At 64.0% G+C, this 18,583-nt stretch carries 15 protein-coding genes; 7 read left to right on the forward strand and 8 right to left on the reverse strand.

The features are described from left to right. The first annotated feature begins 2 nt into the window (after window positions 1–2). From L867_RS0112760 to L867_RS26435, 4 genes are all read left to right on the forward strand, one after another. Complete coding sequence (locus L867_RS0112760; RefSeq protein WP_028737258.1) at window positions 3–1,526, forward strand: ABC transporter ATP-binding protein; 1,524 nt, start codon at window positions 3–5, stop codon at window positions 1,524–1,526. Next, complete coding sequence (locus L867_RS0112765; RefSeq protein WP_028737259.1) at window positions 1,523–2,623, forward strand: ABC transporter permease; 1,101 nt, start codon at window positions 1,523–1,525, stop codon at window positions 2,621–2,623. The genes L867_RS0112760 and L867_RS0112765 overlap by 4 nt, the downstream gene beginning before the upstream one ends. Then, window positions 2,620–3,531: an ABC transporter permease gene (locus tag L867_RS0112770; RefSeq protein WP_028737260.1), complete on the forward strand. Its 912-nt coding sequence runs from the start codon at window positions 2,620–2,622 to the stop codon at window positions 3,529–3,531. Before L867_RS0112765 ends, L867_RS0112770 begins: the two co-directional genes overlap by 4 nt. A 156-nt stretch (window positions 3,532–3,687) precedes the next feature. Next, window positions 3,688–4,011, forward strand: a complete 324-nt coding sequence (locus L867_RS26435; RefSeq protein ID WP_028737261.1) for a F0F1 ATP synthase subunit gamma — start codon at window positions 3,688–3,690, stop codon at window positions 4,009–4,011. A 915-nt stretch (window positions 4,012–4,926) separates the two neighbouring features. Here L867_RS26435 and L867_RS0112790 read toward each other — a convergent pair. After that, the gene (locus tag L867_RS0112790) at window positions 4,927–5,865 is read right to left on the reverse strand and encodes a LysR family transcriptional regulator (RefSeq protein WP_028737264.1); all 939 of its coding nucleotides are present in this window, start codon (window positions 5,863–5,865) and stop codon (window positions 4,927–4,929) included. A 353-nt stretch (window positions 5,866–6,218) separates the two neighbouring features. Between L867_RS0112790 and L867_RS0112795 the strand changes: the two genes are divergently transcribed. The 3 genes from L867_RS0112795 to L867_RS0112805 all read left to right on the forward strand — a co-directional run bounded on the left by L867_RS0112795 (window position 6,219) and on the right by L867_RS0112805 (window position 11,607). Continuing rightward, window positions 6,219–7,043, forward strand: a complete 825-nt coding sequence (locus tag L867_RS0112795; RefSeq protein WP_028737265.1) for an alpha/beta hydrolase fold domain-containing protein — start codon at window positions 6,219–6,221, stop codon at window positions 7,041–7,043. A 46-nt stretch (window positions 7,044–7,089) separates the two neighbouring features. After that, window positions 7,090–8,289 (forward strand): efflux RND transporter periplasmic adaptor subunit, encoded by a 1,200-nt coding sequence (locus tag L867_RS0112800; protein WP_028737266.1) that lies wholly within the window; start codon window positions 7,090–7,092, stop codon window positions 8,287–8,289. Window positions 8,290–8,406: 117 nt separating this feature from the next. Further along, on the forward strand, window positions 8,407–11,607 hold the full coding sequence (locus tag L867_RS0112805; protein ID WP_028737267.1) for an efflux RND transporter permease subunit: 3,201 nt from the start codon (window positions 8,407–8,409) through the stop codon (window positions 11,605–11,607). Between the two features lie 99 nt (window positions 11,608–11,706). On the opposite strand, the gene L867_RS0112810 is transcribed toward L867_RS0112805, so the two are convergent. The 7 genes from L867_RS0112810 to L867_RS26445 form a co-directional block, all read right to left on the reverse strand. Beyond that, complete coding sequence (locus L867_RS0112810) at window positions 11,707–12,510, reverse strand: glycerophosphodiester phosphodiesterase (protein WP_028737268.1); 804 nt, start codon at window positions 12,508–12,510, stop codon at window positions 11,707–11,709. A 17-nt stretch (window positions 12,511–12,527) separates the two neighbouring features. Continuing rightward, window positions 12,528–13,367 (reverse strand): ABC transporter permease, encoded by an 840-nt coding sequence (locus L867_RS0112815; RefSeq protein WP_028737269.1) that lies wholly within the window; start codon window positions 13,365–13,367, stop codon window positions 12,528–12,530. 4 nt (window positions 13,368–13,371) lie between these two features. Next, the gene (locus L867_RS0112820) at window positions 13,372–14,244 is read right to left on the reverse strand and encodes an ABC transporter permease (protein ID WP_028737270.1); all 873 of its coding nucleotides are present in this window, start codon (window positions 14,242–14,244) and stop codon (window positions 13,372–13,374) included. Beyond that, window positions 14,241–15,299 (reverse strand): ABC transporter ATP-binding protein, encoded by a 1,059-nt coding sequence (locus L867_RS0112825; RefSeq protein ID WP_028737271.1) that lies wholly within the window; start codon window positions 15,297–15,299, stop codon window positions 14,241–14,243. Before L867_RS0112825 ends, L867_RS0112820 begins: the two co-directional genes overlap by 4 nt. Before the next feature lie 64 nt (window positions 15,300–15,363). Then, on the reverse strand, window positions 15,364–16,611 hold the full coding sequence (locus L867_RS25165; RefSeq protein WP_051438956.1) for an ABC transporter substrate-binding protein: 1,248 nt from the start codon (window positions 16,609–16,611) through the stop codon (window positions 15,364–15,366). After that, window positions 16,608–17,486, reverse strand: a complete 879-nt coding sequence (locus L867_RS25170) for an inositol monophosphatase family protein (protein ID WP_051438957.1) — start codon at window positions 17,484–17,486, stop codon at window positions 16,608–16,610. Before L867_RS25170 ends, L867_RS25165 begins: the two co-directional genes overlap by 4 nt. Next, window positions 17,483–18,553, reverse strand: a complete 1,071-nt coding sequence (locus L867_RS26445) for a LacI family DNA-binding transcriptional regulator (protein ID WP_028737272.1) — start codon at window positions 18,551–18,553, stop codon at window positions 17,483–17,485. The genes L867_RS25170 and L867_RS26445 overlap by 4 nt, the downstream gene beginning before the upstream one ends. Window positions 18,554–18,583 lie beyond the last annotated feature (30 nt).

Consider the following 18,583-nt stretch of genomic DNA (forward strand, 5'->3'; position numbering starts at 1 on the left):
ACATGACACCGCCTCTCCTGTCGCTTCGCGGCATTTCGAAGAGCTACGGACAGATCCAGGCCAATCAGGAGATTGGCCTGGATGTCGCGCAGCAATCGATCCATGCGATCCTCGGCGAAAACGGCGCCGGCAAATCGACCCTGATGAAGCTCATCTACGGGGTCGAGCAACCGGACGGCGGGACGATTTCCTGGAATGGCGAGCCGATGACGCTCGCCTCTCCGGCCGAGGCACGGCGCCGCGGCATCGCCATGGTGTTCCAGCATTTCTCCCTGTTCGAGACGCTGACCGTGGTCGAAAACATCCAGCTGGTGATGGCGGGCACCAAGGCCGAGCTTGCCGAGCGCATGCGCACGCTCGGCCGCGATTTCGGCCTGGAGGTCGATCCTTTTGCCCATGTTCATGCACTCTCGGTCGGCGAGCGGCAGCGGGTCGAGATCATTCGCTGCCTGATGACGGATCCGAAGCTGCTCATTCTCGACGAGCCAACATCCGTTCTGCCGCCGCAGGCTGTGGAGAGGCTGTTCGAAACCCTGCGCAAGCTGCGCGCCGGGGGCGTCTCCATCCTCTTCATTTCCCACAAGCTCGAAGAGATCCGGGCGCTCTGCGATCATGCAACGATCCTGCGCGCTGGCCAGGTGGCGGGCCATGTCGATCCCCGGAAACACGACGCCCATGACCTGGCCCGCATGATGATCGGCCGCGACATGCCCGCGCCGATGCCAGCGGCGACAACGGCTGCGGGCGACAAGCGCCTCGAGCTCATCGGGCTGGACTACAAACCTGACGATCCCTTTGCTGTTCCTCTGTCGAAAATCAGCCTGAACGTGCGCGCAGGAGAGATCCTCGGTATCGCCGGGATCTCGGGCAACGGTCAGAGCGAACTGGCGGCGCTGATATCAGGGGAGACGACACTCGGGCGCGATGACCGCGACCGCATTTTCATGATGGGCAGGGATGTGGGCCCGATCGGTGCAGCCGCCCGCCGCAGGCTCGGCTTCGCTTTCGTGCCGGAAGACCGGCTTGGCCGGGGCGCCGTGCCGGAAATGTCGCTGACGCTCAACGGCCTCCTCACCGCCCACCCGAAAGGACTTGTCCGTCGCGGTTTCGTCGAGAAGACCCGGGCCGAGAATTTCGCGCGCGATTGTATCCGCGACTATGATGTCCGCACGCCCGGGCCCGATACCGAAGCAGGATCGCTCTCCGGCGGCAATCTGCAGAAATTCATCGTCGGCCGCGAGATCATGCTGGCGCCGAAGCTGCTCTTCGTCGCCCAGCCCACCTGGGGTGTCGATATCGGCGCGGCATCAGCCATCCGCCGTCGGCTTATCAGCCTGCGCAACGAGGGCATGGCGATCCTGGTGATTTCGGAGGAACTCGAAGAACTGTTCGAGCTCAGCGACGTCATCCAGGTCCTGCATCACGGCAGCCTCAGCCCACCTCTGGTAACGCGCGACACCAAGCCGGAAGATGTCGGCCGCTACATGATCGGATCAGAACTCGAATCCGGAAAGCCTGCCTCATGAGCACGCCAGTTTCTTCTTTCCTGCCGGCCCTCGTGCGTCGCGAACGCGCATCGCTTGCAGCGACCGTATTGGCGCCGCTCGTTGCCATTGCGGTCACCATTATTCTCAACCTCGGCCTCTACCGGCTGATGGGAAAGGACCCGGCAGCGGTCATGCATGCCATGCTGCTCGAGCCCTTCATTTCCTGGGCCTCCTTCTCTGAGGTTCTGTTGAAGACAGGCCCGCTTCTCTTCATCGCCCAGGGGCTGGCGATCGGCTTTCGCGCCAAGGTCTTCAACATCGGCGCCGAAGGCCAGTTCATCCTCGGCGCGATCTTCGCCTCGGCCATACCCATCTGGTATCCGCAGGCGACAGGCGCATGGATCTGGCCCTCCATGCTGCTTCTGGGTGCCGTTGGCGGTGCGCTCTGGGCCTCGATCACCGCCTTCTGGCGCGCCCGCCTCAACGCCAACGAAATTCTCGTCTCGCTGATGCTGAGCCTGGTCGCCGCGCAATTGCTGTATTACCTGCTGCTCGGCCCCTGGAAGGATCCGAACGGCTTCAATTTCCCGCAATCGGTGATGTTCCAATACGACGCCATGATACCGGCGCTGATCGCGGGGACGCGGGTAAATGTCTCGCTGCTTCTGGCAGTGGCGCTGTCGATTGCCGCCTGGATCTTCATGCAGAAGAGCTTCATGGGCTACAGGCTGCAGGTCGGCGGCCTGGCTCCGCGCGCAGCCAGTTATGCCGGTTTCAGTGAAAAGCGGGCGATCTGGCTCTCCCTCCTGATCGGAGGTTTTGCCGCAGGCCTTGCCGGAGCGGCGGAAGTGGCGGGGCCCGTCGGCCAGCTGCAACGCTCGATCGCCACCGGCTATGGCTATGCCGCAATCATCGTCGCCTATCTCGGCGGCCTTCACCCGATCGGCATCATGGTGTCGTCGCTATTCATGGCAGCGCTCTATATCGGCGGCGACAACGCCATGGTGTCCGCCAACCTGCCGGTTGCCGCCGTCCGCGTCTTCCAGGGCAGCCTGCTGCTTGCCTATCTCGTGGCCGCCGCCTTTGTTCGCTACCGGCTGGAATGGCCGCACGCAGCCCACCGGAGACCGACATGAACGCCGTCGAATTCATCATCGCGGGCATGTTGGCCGCCGCGACACCCTTTCTGCTCGCAGCCCTTGGCGAACTCGTCGTCGAGCGCGCCGGCGTCTTGAACCTCGGTGTCGAAGGCCTGATGGCACTGGGTGCGGCAATCGCCTTCATTGTCACCTTTAACGGCGGCGGCCATTTTCTCGGCTTCATCGCCGCCGGAGTGGCGAGCGCGCTGCTCTCGCTCCTCTTCGCCTTCATCGTGCTCGGCTTTCGCGCAAACCAGGTGGCAACCGGGCTTGCGATCGGCATTCTCGGACAGGGATTGTCGGCCCTGTTCGGCAAGACCTATGAGAGCCTGACCGTGAAAGGCCTGCCGAAGCTCGCAATCCCCGGTCTCTCCGATATCCCCGTTGTCGGCGGTCTCTTCGTACAGGATATCGTCGTCTGGCTCTCGCTCGCAGCCACCCTCGGCGTCTGGTTTCTGCTGTCGCGCACACGGACCGGCCTCACCATCCGTGCCGTCGGTGAAAACCCGAAGGCCGCCCATGCCATCGGCTATTCGGTGATCGGCGTGCGGCTCGCCGCCATTGCCTTTGGCGGCACCATGGCCGGATTTTCCGGCGCCTATGCCGCAATCGTCTACACCCCGCTCTGGGCCGACGGCATGATCGCCGGCCGCGGGTGGATCGCCATCGCGCTCGTCGTCTTCGGCACCTGGCTCACCGGCCGGGTCTTCCTCGGCGCCTGCCTGTTCGGGGCCGTATCCCTGATGGGATTGGCAGCCCAGGCCACCGGCATCGACCTGCCCTCGCAGCTCCTCTCCAGCCTGCCCTACCTCGTTACCATCATCGTCCTCGGCATCATCTCCGCCGACAAACGCCTCCTGAAACTAAACGGGGTCGCTTCGCTCGGTGAACCCTTCGAACGCTGAGCGGAAGATGCGCTATGAACAATTGCTGGCCTGCTGGCAGTTGACGGGATTGCGGCTGCGAGAACGCTGGAGGCCGGCAAGCATGTCGACGGCGTTCGGGCCTATGCCTCGACGGCAGCTCTTGCCATCGGACGGGCTTTGGCGGTGGAGCCGGAGATGCGGGACCAGCCGTCGGGCCGGAAGAACGGAGACGGCGGACAGGTGATCATCGCCCTTTGCGCCGAACAGGGATTTGCCGGAAGCTTCAGCCATCGCATCCTCGAGCATGTCGGCGGCATGATGAAGGTCGAGACGGAAGGCGGTACCGGGCTTCTGCTCGTGGGCGACCGAGGGCTGCTGGCGTCCGTGGAGTGCAAGATCGTGCCCGATTGGTCGGCGCAGACGATCGCCTCGACGGAGCAGGCAGCGAGCCTCACCAATCGGATCATGGACGCGCTCTACGCACGGATCGGACGGGGAGACGTCCAGCACGTCTTCTAGGTCCATGCCGTTCCGGGCATGGTGGCTTCCGATGTCGTCGAGCGACAGCTTGTTCCCTTCGATTTCAGCCGATTCGCCGCCGCTGGTAGACCTCGAGCCGCGCAGACTGCTGGCGAGCCTGGTCGAAGAGTATATTTTCGCAGAGCTCCGTGAAGCGGTTGTCCTATTGTACGCAGCAGAGAATGAGGCGTGCATGCGGGCGATGTTTTCGGCCCAGGGCAATGTCTGAGAGACTCTCGAAACGCTCACCGTTTCTGCCCGCCGTTAGAGCAGTTCCAGCAAAAGTGCGAAGCGGTTTTGCGTCCGGAACTGCGTGAAAACAAAGACATAGAGCATCTAAGGCGACTCCGTTTTCGCCGGAAATGCTCTAGCGACAGGAGGAGATCACCAACGAAATCGGGGAGCTGAGCGAGCATCCTTTCGCGCAACGCTCCGTGACGGCAGCCCGAGGGACTGACTCCGATGAGGATCGGCGGCGTCTTGTTCGATCTCAGTCGCACAGGGACGACAGCTTGACACTTGATCCATGCGTCAAGCCTGACAAAAGGAAAGGACCGCTTCAGCCCGGCCGAAACGGCCCTTCATCGCACAGGACGCGATGCTTACTGGATGGATGCGAGAGCAGCCTCGATGGGCTCCTTCGCCTTCTTCTGCACCTTTACATCCTTGTAAGCCTCGAGATTGGCGGGGCATCGCCGACAACCACGAGGCCCACCATGCCCACGAGAGGGACACTGCACATCAAACAGCATGATCTCAGACTGCCTTCCCAAGGGCACGACTTGAGGAGGTTCTCTCTCGGCCCGCTGATCGTTCCGGCGCTGGCGCAGGCTCTGGCGCAGGATGTCAATGCGGTGCCTCCCAGGGTCGAAGGGCAGCGGCCCGCCTTTGAAGGACAGACGCGCGCGCCCTTCGTCAAGGATGCCATCCCGTTGCATGCTCCGGCGTGCGGTCGAGCTGCCGCTCCGCCACCAGGCGCACCATCCAGTCGACGAAAACCCGGACCTTGTTGCTCAGGTGCCGGTTCGGCGGATAGACGATGTAGAGCGGAATAGGCTCGGTGCGCCATTCGGGCAGGACGCGGATAAGGTCACCCTTCGCCAGCGCGTCAGAAACCATGAAATAGGGCAGCGGAGAAATTCCGAGTCCGTTCAGCGCCGCCGTCATGTAGCTGCGGGCATCGTTCACCGCGACGACGTAGCGGGCGTTGATTTCCAGTTTCTCGCCCGTCCGTTCGAAGGCGAACGTCATCGCACGATTGTTCTGGGCCGTGAAATAGCTGACGCAATGATGGGCTTCCTCGAGCTCGGAGGGATGCCCGGGAATACCGTGCTTTTCGAGATAGCTCGGCGCGGCACAGGTCACCATCGAGACTTCGGAAACCCGACGGGCGATCAGAGACTGGTCCGCCGGCACGCCGCCGCGGAGCGCGCAGTCGACGTTTTCAGCGAGATAATCCACGGGGCGGTCGCCGACGCCCAGATCGACGCGGATATCCGGGAACCGGGCGTGAAAGTCGTGCAGGGCCGGAATGACGATCCAGTCGGCAAAGGCTCCGGCCATTTCCACCCGCAGCCGACCGCTCGGCGACAGGTGCGAGTTGGACAGGCTGGTGTCGAGCTCGTCGAGCTGGGAGATGATCTGTGTCGCTCTCTCATAATAAAGTGCGCCATCCGTCGTGACCATGACGCGCCGCGTCGTGCGGTTCAGCAGCTTGGTGTGAAGATGCGCTTCCAGACCCTGGATCAGATTGGTCACCGTGGCCTTGGGCAGGCTGAGCGCCTCGGCGGCGCGGGTAAAATTGCCCATCTCCACCACCCGGACGAAGGCGCGCATGGCTGATAGCTGATCCATGTGACGATTCCTGTCAGTATGCGATGCGATATTGTTCGAAATTTCGAACAGTGTGCTCGTATTTTCGCGCTTGTTCCGTTTCCTGAATAAAGTAGATTAGTTTTCAAGAGAAGCAAACAGTTCGACAGATGGCCAAGTCCGCAATTGTCGATCACATGACGATTGAATCGCATTCGTGCTCTCGAAACTCCTGTCGGACCAGGAGCGACTCTTGCGCGACCTCGTTCAAGATTCAAAGCCGCCGGCAAACAAGGAAAGGTCTATGAGATGCGCTATCCGCGTTATCTGCCCGTGCCGGTTATGCTCTTCGTGAGCTTGTTGCTGGCAGCATTGCGTCCAGAGTGACCGGTCCGATGCCGGTGGAGATCAAGGATATGACGCTGGACAATGTGGCCGTGGGCCGCATCGCCGTCCGGGTCTATCAGGGCGCGGAATATGGCAAGGGTCCACCGGTCCTGATCTATTTTCACGCCGGTGCGTTTCGCCATGCCGGGCTCGTCGATTGCCCGATGGCCGAATGCCTGGCGGGTACGGGCGCGATCGTTGTGGTGCCGGACTACAATGCCCTCGGGTCGGTTTTCCCCAAGCCGCTTGAGGTCGGGTTTTCGATCTTCACCTATATGGCGAAGAAGCGCGCGGGTTTTGGCGATCGCAAGTCCGTGCTGCTTGTCGGCGGCTCGGAGGCGGGCGGCAATATTGCCGCTGCGGTCAGCCTCAAGGCCCGCGATCATTTCGCCGACGAACTGGACGGCCAGGTGCTGGTTTCGCCGCTGCTCGACCCTTTCATGGGGACGCCTTCGTTTCGCAAGGCGGATGCGATCGGCATGCGGGACCTCTGGGCGGAGGGATGGAGCCACTATCTGAGCGGCGGCATCTGTCACCCTTATGCAGCCCCGTCCGCCTGTTCGCGACTGTCGGGAATTGCGCCGGCGCTGCTGCTGACATCGCAGGACGACCCGCTTCACGACGAGACGCTGCTCTATGGCGAGCGTCTGAAAAGCGCGGGCGTCGAGGTACGACAGCATGTCCTTCCCCCCGGGACAGGCTGGCCATCGGTATACGGCGGGAAGACGGAGGAAACCCCGAGTTGGCAGGAAAGCGCAAGCAGCCAGTTCGCGAGTTTCGTACGCGACATCGGCATTCAGAGATCTGATTTGAAGACCCTTTCGACCACTTAGAGCATTTGATCACACGCGGCGCCCCAAGGCCGCAAGGAGCTAGACCATGACAAGGAAAGCAAAGCGCTGGGCCCTCGCGGGCACCGGCCTGGGACTGGCTGCGTCCATTTCGGCAGCCGCATTGTTCCTCGACCTGCCTTTCAACAAGGCAGCCGCCGAGACGGAAGCGGCGGGCGCCGCCGCCGCCCCGCCGGCGACCCCGGTTACCGTCGCTGTGGTGAAGAGCCGCGACGTGACGACCTGGCAGGAATTCTCCGGCCGGCTGGAAGCCGTCGATCGCGTCGAGATCCGCCCCCGGGTCGGTGGCGCGATCCAGTCCGTCAATTTCCGCGAGGGCGCGTTGGTGAAGGCGGGCGACCTCCTCTTCACCATCGATCCCGCGCCCTATGAGGCGACCGTTGCCCAGGCAGCCGGGCAGGTCGCCTCCGCGGAAGCCAAGGTGGCGCTGGCGAATACCGAACTCGAACGCGGCCGCCGTCTTGCGAGCAATCGCACGATCTCGCAGAGCGATCTGGACCAGCGCCAGAACGCGGTCGCCGAAGCCGAAGCGGCCTTGAAGACGGCCCAGGCCGTTCTTCGTTCCGCCGTACTCGAGCTCGACTACACCAAGGTGCGTGCTCCCGTTTCCGGCCGCGCCGGCAAGGTCGCGATCACCGCGGGCAACCTGGTTGCCGCCGGCTCCACCTCCTCGGCGCTCACGACGCTTGTATCGGCCGACCCGATCTATGCGAGCTTCAATGCCAGCGAGGAGATCGTCGCGCGGGCACTTTCACGCCTGCCGGCGACCGACGGCGCGATGCCGCCGATCGACCAGATTCCGGTCGAGATCGGCACGCTCGCCGACGAGGGCACACCGATCAAGGGCAAGCTGCAACTGATCGGCAACGAGGTGGACGCGTCGAGCGGCACCATTGAGGTCCGCGCCGTGATCGACAATCCGCAAGGCCTGCTGATCCCCGGCCAGTTCGTGCGCATCCGCATGGGCGACCCGCAGCCGGACCGGAAGATCCTCGTCAGCGAACGGGCGATCGGGACCGACCAGGACAAGAAGTTCGTCTTCGTCGTCGATGCCGAAAACAAGGTGACCTATCGGCCGGTCGAGCTCGGCAGCAGTGCCGATGGCGAGCGGATCGTCGTCAGCGGGCTTGCCGATGGCGACAAGGTGATCGTCAACGGACTGCAGCGCGTGCGTCCGGGCGCCCTGGTCGATCCGCAGACCAAAGAGGCTGCTGCGGTCGTGAACTGACCTGACGGCGGGGCGCTTTAGCCCCGCCCTTTCCGCATTGCATCTGATCCGCTGGTAGGCCTTTGCCCACCGGCCCGGGTCGCATTGTCAAGACTTCACCCTGGAGAGGGCTTCGAAATGAGTATTTCCCGCTTCTTCGTCGACCGGCCGGTGTTTGCCGCCGTCCTGTCGATCCTGATCGTCGTCGCAGGCCTGATCGGCATGCGTTCGCTGCCGATCTCGGAATATCCGGAGGTCGTACCGCCGTCCATCGTCGTGCGCGCGGTCTATCCCGGCGCCAACCCCGTGGTCATTTCCGAGACGGTGGCAACGCCGCTCGAGGAGCAGATCAACGGCGTCGACGACATGCTCTACATGAACAGCCAGGCGACGTCCGACGGCGTGCTGACGCTGACCGTCACCTTCAAGCTCGGCACGGATCCGGACAAGGCCCAGCAGCTCGTCCAGAACCGCGTCTCGCAGGCCGAGCCGCGCCTGCCGGCGGAAGTCCGCGCCATCGGCGTCACCACGGTCAAGAGTTCGCCGGACTTCATCATGGTGGTGAACCTGGTCTCGACCACCGACCGCTACGACGTGACCTATCTGCGTAACTACGCGACGCTGAACATCAAGGACCGTCTGGCGCGCATCGAGGGCGCCGGACAGGTTCAGGTCTTCGGCGCCGGCGACTATGCCATGCGCATCTGGATCGATCCGCAGAAGGCGGCCGAGCATGCGCTGGCCGCAAGCGACATCACCAATGCCATCCGCCAGCAGAACGTGCAGGCCGCGGCCGGCATCATCGGCGCTTCGCCGAGCCCGAGCGGTGTCGAACTGCAGCTCAACGTCAACGCCCAGGGACGCCTCAGCACGCCGGAGGAATTCGGCGAAATCATCGTCAAGACGGGCAATGAGGGCGAGATCACGCGCCTCAAGGACGTCGCCCGCATCGAGATGGGCGCGGCAGACTATACGCTGCGTTCGCTGCTCGACGGCCAGCCGGCGGTGGCGATTGCCGTGCTGCAGGCGCCCGGTTCGAACGCCATCGAGATTGCCGACAATGTGCGCGCTACCATGGACCAGCTCCAGCTCGCCATGCCCGACGGCGTGAAGTACGAGATCGTCTACGACACCACCGAGTTCGTGCGTGCGTCGATCGAGAAGGTCGTCGACACGCTTCTGGAAGCGGTCGCCCTCGTGGTTCTCGTCGTCATCCTCTTCCTGCAGACCTGGCGCGCATCGATCATTCCGCTGATCGCCGTACCGGTCTCGATCATCGGCACCTTCGCCGTGATGTATGCCTTCGGTTTCTCGATCAATGCGCTGACGCTGTTCGGGCTCGTGCTCGCCATCGGCATCGTCGTGGACGACGCGATCGTCGTGGTCGAGAACGTCGAGCGCAATATCGAGAACGGCCTGTCGCCACGCGAGGCGACCTATCGCGCCATGCGGGAAGTCTCCGGGCCGATCATCGCCATCGCGCTGGTGCTGGTCGCGGTCTTCGTGCCGCTTGCCTTCATCAGCGGCCTTTCCGGTCAGTTCTACCGCCAGTTCGCGCTGACCATCGCAATCTCGACGGTCATCTCCGCCATCAACTCGCTCACCCTTTCTCCGGCCCTGGCTGCCCTTCTGCTGAAGGATCACCATGCGCCAAAGGACTGGCTGACGAGAGCGATGGATAGCGTCTTCGGCTGGTTCTTCCGCGGTTTCAACCGGGCCTTCGGCGCGGCATCGAACGGCTATGGCCGCAGCGTCGGCGGTCTCCTGTCGCGCAAGTCGCTGGTCATGGTCGTCTACCTCGCCCTGATCGGCGCCACCTATACCGTCTTCAATGCGGTTCCGGGCGGCTTCGTGCCGGCGCAGGACAAGCAGTATCTGATCGGCTTTGCGCAATTGCCGGACGGTGCGACGCTTGATCGGACGGAAGAGGTGATCAAGCGGATGAGCGACATCGCGCTGGAACAGCCGGGCGTCGCCCATGCCATTGCCTTTCCCGGCCTGTCGATCAACGGTTTCACCATCGGCTCCAATTCGGGCATCGTCTTTGCGGTTCTCGACGATTTCGCCGAGCGCACGACGCCCGAGCTCTCCGGCGGCGCCATCGCCATGCAGCTGAACCAGAAGTTCGCCGGCATCCAGGATGCCTTCATCGCCATGTTCCCGCCGCCGCCGGTCAACGGTCTCGGTTCCACGGGCGGCTTCAAGCTGCAGATCGAGGACCGTGCCGGTCTCGGCTACCAGGCGCTGGACGAGGCGACCAAGGCGTTCCTCGGCAAGGCATACCAGACGCCGGAGCTTGCGGGCCTGTTCTCCAGCTTCCAGATCAACGTGCCGCAGCTCTATGCCGATCTCGACCGCTCGAAGGCGGAGCAGCTCGGCGTGTCGGTGACGGATGTGTTCGAGACGCTGCAGATCTATCTCGGCTCGCTCTACGTGAATGACTTCAACGCCTTCGGCCGCACCTACAGCGTCCGGGTCCAGGCCGATGCCGCCTTCCGGGCGAGGCCCGAGGATATCGGTCAGCTCAAGGTCCGTTCGCGCAGCGGGCAGATGATCCCGCTTTCGGCGCTCTTGAAGGTCGACAGCACCACGGGGCCGGAGCGCACCACGCGTTACAACGGCTTCCTGGCTGCCGACATCAATGGCGGCCCGGCACCGGGCTTCTCCTCGGGCCAGGCGCAGGCGGCTGTCGAGCGCATTGCCGACGAGACGCTGCCGAACGGCATCACCTTCGAATGGACGGACCTGACCTATCAGCAGATCCTGGCCGGCAATTCGAGCATCGTCGTCTTTCCGCTCGCCCTGCTGCTCGTCTATCTGGTGCTGGCGGCGCAGTACGAGAGCCTGACCTTGCCGATCGCGATCGTCATGATCGTGCCCATGGGCGTGCTCGCGGCGCTTGCCGGCGTCTGGTACACGGGCGGGGACAACAACATCTTCACCCAGATCGGCCTCATGGTGCTCGTGGGTCTATCGGCGAAGAATGCGATCCTGATCGTCGAATTCGCCCGGGAACTGGAGTTCGAAGGTCGAACGCCGGTCCAGGCGGCGATCGAGGCAAGCCGGCTTCGCCTGCGGCCAATCCTCATGACGTCCATGGCCTTCATCATGGGGGTCGTGCCCCTCGTGCTGTCGACCGGGGCGGGCGCGGAAATGCGTGCGGCGATGGGTCTGGCGGTGTTTTCCGGCATGATCGGCGTCACCTTCTTCGGCATCTTCATGACCCCCGTCTTCTACGTGCTCTTGCGTCGCGTCACGGGCAACCGTCCGCTGGTGCACCACAATCAGGACGTTCCGGGCACGGAAGTCGCCGAAACGCATCGCATCGCGGCGGAATAGGCAGCGAAGAACGACTGAAAAGGAGGCCCGGCGACGGGCCTCCTTTTGCCGTTTTTGGAGATTGGCTACGTTGGGCCGCGACGGCCCGCGTCGTCCGTTTCAGCGCGTAACACGACGCACGAGTTCGCTCAGCCATTCGACGTCATCGCCGGAGATCGTGTCCAGCAGGCCGGCACGCAGATATTCCGTGAGCTTTTTCACCGGCTCCAGGCCCTCGCGCTCCATCTCCGCGATGTTCTCCGGCTTGTAGGCATGGCAGCGGATCGAGATGCCGGCGGCATGCAGCGCCTCGGCGTCGGCCGGATCAAAGACGGAAAGGTCGATGCAAAGCTCGTCAAGATTGGCGGCGCGGGCGACCGCGACCGGATCGGCATAACGTTCATGCACGATGCCGCCGGTGCGAAGCCCGGGAATGGCGGCCTTGACGGCTTTCAGATGGGCATGATCGAAGGAGATCATCATCACACGGCCAAGGTCGCGCGGATCGGCCAGGGCCGTCTTCAGCGCCTGCGTGTAGGCCTCCGTGTGCAGCTTTTCCTTGATCTCGATTTCGAGGACCTGGTCGAGTTCATGGGCGAGTGCCAGGGTTTCGGCGAGCGTCGGCACCCGTTCGCCGGCGAAGGCGGACGAGAACCAGGAGCCGGCGTCGAGCAAGGCGACTTCGGCTGCGGTCTTGTCCTTGAGCGCGCCCGTCCCATTGGTGGTGCGTTCGAGCGTGAGATCGTGGATGACGACGATCTGCTGGTCGGCGGTCAGGACGGTGTCGATCTCGATGCTCGTGCCGCCGAGCGCGTGGTTGGCGCGGAAGGCGACGAGCGTGTTTTCCGGTGCGCCGATCGAGTGGCCGCGATGGCCGCAGATATGGACCGCACCGTTTTCGCGGGCGAGGAAGCTCTTTTGCATTCGGATCTCCTGTTGGGTCAGAGTTTGCCGAGGCCGGCCGCCATGACGTCGTCACGGGTCAGCCGTTCGGTGATGAGGAAAAGGATCAGCATGGGAACGAGCAGGATGAAGGTGACGACCGCGGCCGTCGGCAGCACCAGCACGTCGCCGCCGAGATAGGTCCACAGCCGCACCGCGAGCGTCTGGACCTTCGGGGCGCCGATCAGGAAGCTCTTCTCGAACTCCTCGAAGGAGGCGATGAAGTTGAGGATGCCGCCGACCAGGAAGCCCGGCCAGGCCAGCGGCAAGGCGACGCGCAGCGCGGCCTGGCGCGGCGTCGCGCCGAGCGTGCGGGCGGCATGGATGAGTTCGGCGGGGATGCCTTCGAGGGTTGCCGTCAGGATGCGGATCATCAGCGGCAGCGTGCCGACGGTCTGCACCAGCACGACGCCGAGCACCGTGCCCGCCAGGCCGAACCGGTAGAACAATTCGCCAAGGCTGATGGCGATGACGATGCCCGGAACGATCATCGGGGCCAGCACGAACATTTCCACCGCCCGCTTCAGGCGGAAGGGAAAGCGGGCGAGCGCCCAGGCGGTGGGGAAGGCGAGGAGGGCAGTCAATGCCGTTACCACGCAGGAGACGACAAGGCTGAGCATTGCCGCGGGAAGAATGTTGCGGTCGGTCAGCACTTCGCCCCATGCCGACACGGACAGCGAGCGCGGCAGGATATCGGGCGGGAACCAGCCAACCTTCGGATCGTAGAAGGCCCAGAGGCCGATCACGGCGATGGGAAACAGCAGCGTGACGATGAGATAGCCGTAGAGGCCGAGGCCGACGAAGACCTGGGTGCGCTGGCTGTGGGTCAGTGCGGCCATGATGCTATCCCTTGACCTGAAGCGCGGCGTCGGAGCGGCCGAGCGAACCGAGGATGCCGTAGTAGATGAGCAGGATGACGATCGCGACGGCGCTGAGTAGCGTTCCCATGGCGTAGACCATCGGCCAGTTGCCGTTCTCGAAACCCTCCTTGTACATGTGCATGCTGAGCGGCATCGGATAGGCGGGACCGAGCAGCCGCGGCACGACGAAGGAGCCGAGCGAGGTGATGAAGGTCAGCAGGATCGCAGCTGTGATGCCCGGCTGGGCCAGCGGCAGTTGAATGCGCCGCAGGATCGTCCAGCGGCTGGCACCGAGGGTGCGGGCCGCCGCCAGCACGTCCACGCTGATGGCTGCCATCGCGCCCGAGATGATCAGCGTCATGAACGGAATGCTCTTCCACGAAAGCGCCAGGATCGCGCCGATCGACCATTCGTCCCGTACGAGACGCGGCAGGGAGAGGCCGAGCGGCGTCAGCAGCCGGCTGGCCATGCCGCCCCGGTCGAGAATGACGAGAACGATGAAGGCGGCGACGATGCCCGGCACGACCAGCGGAATGCGGTAGAACGTGCCGAAGAGTTTGCGGCTCTTCTCGTTCGCCTGCATCATGGCCGAGAGCGGCAGCGCCACGATCAGCCCGAGCACCGTCGGGGCCAGCGACAGCCAGATCGAATAGACGACGCCCTCGAGATAGACCGGACTGGTCGCCAGCGTGATCCAGTTGTCGAGCGTGAAGGCGGGCCCGGCCGGATCGTTGTTGCGGAAGCTGCCGATCAGCACATGGACCAGCGGCAGGCCGAAGAATGCCGCCAGATAGCCGACCCCCGGAAGCAGGCAGAGAACGAGCATGAGCGTCTCGACGGGGCGCTTTTCGTTCATGCCGCCCTCCGTTCATCGCCGCGATAGGTCTTCAGCTGATGCAGCCGGGCGGGGGTGGACAGTTTCACCTTTTGGCCGTTCTTGAGGATATCCATGTGGCCGCCGGCGGTGATGGCGCGCACGGTGCGGCCGCCGATGCCGATCCAGTAATGGGTCGCCGCTCCCATGAACATAGACTGCTCGACCACGCCGTGATGGTCGGCTTCGACCGGCTGGACGCCAAGGTCTTCCGGACGGATCGCCACACCTTCGACATCGGTTTCGCCGGGATTGTCGAGAGGGCGCACCTCGCCCCAGGGCAGGCGGCATTCGCTGCCGGCGATGTCCGCCTCCAGCACGTTGGTCATGCCGAGGAATTCGGCGGTGAAGCGATAGCGGGGCCGTCGATAGAGGTCGATCGGCGAGCCGCGCTCGACGATCTGGCCGTCCTTCATGACGACGATCTCGTCGGCGAGCGCCATGGCTTCCGACTGGTCGTGGGTGACGTAGACCGAGGTGATGGCGAGCTTCTGCTGCAGGTGGCGCAGGTCCTCGCGCAGACTGTCGCGCAGTTTGGCGTCGAGATTGGAGAGCGGTTCGTCGAAGAGCAGGACGTCCGGCTCGATGACGATGGCGCGGGCAACGGCGACGCGCTGCTGCTGGCCGCCGGACAGCTGCTTGGGCAGACGTCCGGCATGGCCGGCAAGGCCGACGAGTTCGAGTGCTGCATGGACGCGCCTGGTGATGTTGGCGCGGCCGACATTGCGCATCTCGAGCCCGAAGGCGACGTTCTTCTCGACCGTCATATGCGGGAAGAGCGCATAGGTCTGAAAGACCATGCCGAAGTTGCGGTTCTCCGGCGGCAGGCCGTCGATGCGACGGTCCTTCAGCCAGATCTCGCCGGAGGTCGGATCGGTGATGCCGGAGATCGCGCGCAGCAGCGTGGTCTTGCCGCAGCCGGAGGGTCCGAGCAGCGTCACCAGCCGGCCGGCCGGGATCTCAAGGTCGATCCCTTTCAATACGCGGAGACTGTCGAAATCCTTGACGAGATTTCGAACCGAGATGGAGGCGTCCATGGTTCACCCGTTGGCTTGGGAAGGGCGGCGGCACCATGGCAGGTGCCGCCGGATACTGGCCGGATCAGTTGCCGCGCAGCAGATTGCCGGCGAAGTAGTCCGCCATGGCGTTCTTCAGATTGTTGGGCATGTTCTGAAGGGCGCGGCTGGCGAACTGTTCGGTCGGAACGAGGCGGGCAACCTGTTCCGGCGTGAAGGTGGCGGACGGATCAATGTCGGTGCGGGCCGAGCGCGAGCCGTTGACCTTCAGCTTTTCGAGCTGGGCTTCCTGCGAGACCATGAAGTCGAGAAGAAGCAGGCCGGCTGCCGGCGCCTTGCCGTCGACAGGCAGGAACATGCCGTCCCCGCCGCCGACCTGGCCCTCGGCCAGGATTTCCTGGCGGATCGTCGGCGGAAGCAGGCCCCGGCCGAGGAAGTCGTAGGCCATGTCTTCCCAGGCGGTGCCGACCGCGCCGGCGCCGGTGGCCAGCAGGTTCAGCGTGTCGGAATTGCCGTTGGTGATTTCAACCACCGGCAGGAGTTCCTTGTAGTAGTCCCAGACCGGCTTGGCGCAATCGCCGGCGGCCCAGGTCGCGGACTCTTCCTTGCTGATCTTGAAGTTCGTGAAGGCGGCGCGGCAGTCGTCGCCCTTGACCTTGGCATAGGCGATCGTCTGCAGGAAGCCGCTGCCGGAGCCGCCGCCGGTCGGCGAGGTGACGATGAACTTCTGCGGATTTTCCTTGGCCCAAGCGAGCAGGGCGTCGAGATCGGCCGGCGCCTTGTCGGCGGGGACGGTCCGGGTGTCGTAGATGATGCTGGTCTGGTTGCGGTGGAAGGGCAGGAAGACGCCGCCATGGGCGAAGCCGCCCGTCGAGGTGGCGATCTCGGCATTGAGGCCCTTGCCGGACGGCAGGATTTCGTTCAGCGCGACATTGGCGACGACACCGGCATCGAGGACTGCGGCATATTTGCCCGACGAGATGAAATAGGCATCGGCAGGCGCCTTGGACTTGGTGTTGTGGGCGGCGATCAGCTGTTGGATCGCGACGTCGCCTTCACCGCGCACATATTCGACCTTGAGGCCGTACTTCTTCTCGAAAGCCGGAAGCAGGTGCTCGTTGAACAGCGGGCCGAAGGAGTCGGTGAAATCGTAGAAGGTCAGTGTTCCCTCTTTTTTTGCAAGCGGAACAATGACATCATAGAAATTGCCCGCCGTCAGCGTGGCGAGATCAAATCCCGGATCGGTGTTGAATTTATCCGAGCCGACGGGTTCAGCCGCGAAGGCGGCCGTTCCCAGAAGGATGGCGATGGATGCAGCGATGACTGTCTTCATTGTATCGTCTCCACGTTGGGGTGAGGTTTGCGATCGTCTCGCAACGTTTCCGGCACTCCGCCTCGCATTTCCCGATGGAGCGGAGTGCCGGAAAAGGGTTCCGGCACGACGGCCAGAAGCTGTCTGGATATGCCGGGCGCAGCGGCAAAGACGGTGGCGCCCGCCTTGAGGCCGCCGGCACCCAGATAGTCATTGGTCAGAGCGCCGGCGCAGGCCGCGATGTAAAGGCCGCCGACGGCATCCCAGGGGTTCATGTGCGGTTCGAGATAGGCTTCGATCCTGCCCGCCGCGACATGGGCGAGCGACAGGGCGCCCGAACCGAGCCGCCTGTGCTCCGCGCCCGACAGGGCCAGCTGTCCGATCAGCGCCGCATAGAGGCTCTTTTCATGCCGCGCTGAAAAGCCGAGACCGACGACGGTCTCCGTCATGACGTCGATCGCCGAGCAGGCGATCGGCTTGCCGTCGAGCCAGGCCTCGCCGTTCGGATCGGCGAAGAACAACTCGTCGTTGATCGGGTCGAAGATCCAGGCGGCGACGGTACGCCCGCCTTTGAGCAAGGCGATGGAAATGCAGAAATAGCCCAGTCGCCGCGCGAAATTCACGGTGCCGTCGATCGGATCGATCAGCCAGAGATAGTCGCCGCTTGCGTGTTCCCGGCCGAATTCCTCGCCGATGATCCCGTCGTGCGGGAAGCTGTCGGAGATGCGGGCGCGAAGGGCCTTTTCGATAGCGAAGTCCGCGTCGGTCACCAGGTCGCCCGGCGACTTGTTGCTGATCGAAAGGTCCGGGTCGCGATAGGCCGCCAGCGCGGTCTCTCCCGCGTAGCGGACAAGGCTTTCGCCAAGCAAAAGGCGGTCGTCGAGGTCAGGGCTCATGAATGGCTTCTCGTGGTGGTTCGGTGAACAATTTTCGGCGCGCAGTGGATGACGCCGTCGGCATCCAGGCGGCATGGCGTGCCCGACAGGCTGTCGGCGAAATCGAGCGCTCTGCCCTCCTGGTGCGCCGCGATATAGGCGAGCACCCGCGCCACCATCTCGTCGAGCGGCTGTTCGAAGGTGGTGAGCTGGTAAGGGGTCCAGGAGGAAGCGGCGATGTTGTCGTAGCCGATCAGCGACACGTCCTCGCCGACCGTCATCCCCTGGTCGCGAAGCCCGTCGAGGAAACCGAGCGCCATGGCGTCGTTGGTCGAGAAGACGCCGTCGGGACGAAGGTTTCCGGGGCGATCGAGGAAACGATGCGCCGTTGCCTTGCCGGCTTCGATGGACATGTCGGCATTGTTCCAGACGGCCGCATCGCCACCGGCCTCGTCGAGCGCGGCGAGGAACCCTTCGCAGCGTCGCGCACTCGCCCAGCTGTCTTGTGGCCCGGCGATCACCGCGAAGCGCCTCCGGCCCTCAGCGTGGAGCAGCCGCGCCGCCATGGCGCCGCCCAGCCGGTTGTCGGTGGCGACGGAAAAGGCGTGGCCGTGATTGCCGGGCCGGTTCAGGGCGGCGAAGAACTGTCCGCGCGACAAGATGGCGTCCGCCCTTTGCGGATTGACGACGCCGGCCGTGACGATCACGCCGCGCGTGCGCCAGGTGATCGTGTCGGCGAGCAGGCGATCGACCTCGTCGTCGTTCTCCGCATAGAAGATCAGCGGCTTGAGATCGCTTTCCTGGAAGGATTTCAGCAGATGCGACAAGACCTGCGCCCGCCATTCGAAGGTCAGCCGGGTGGTGATGACGGCAACCAGCGGCGCGTCGCCGGTGACCATGCTGGCGGCCAGCGCGTTCGGCTGCCAACCGATCTCGGCGGCGGCCTGGAGGATACGCTGACGGGTATCGGCGGCGATCCGGCCGTTGCCGGAAAAGGCCCGGCTCACCAGCGCCTGGGAGACATTGGCGGCACGGGCGACGTCCCTGGAAGTCGCGCCCTTCGGTCCGGACAGTTTCCCGCGTGCCATCGATGACTCCAGCTGTATCTGTATGGTTAT

This window comes from Paenirhizobium selenitireducens ATCC BAA-1503 (genome assembly GCF_000518785.1).
Lineage (GTDB): Bacteria > Pseudomonadota > Alphaproteobacteria > Rhizobiales > Rhizobiaceae > Allorhizobium > Allorhizobium selenitireducens.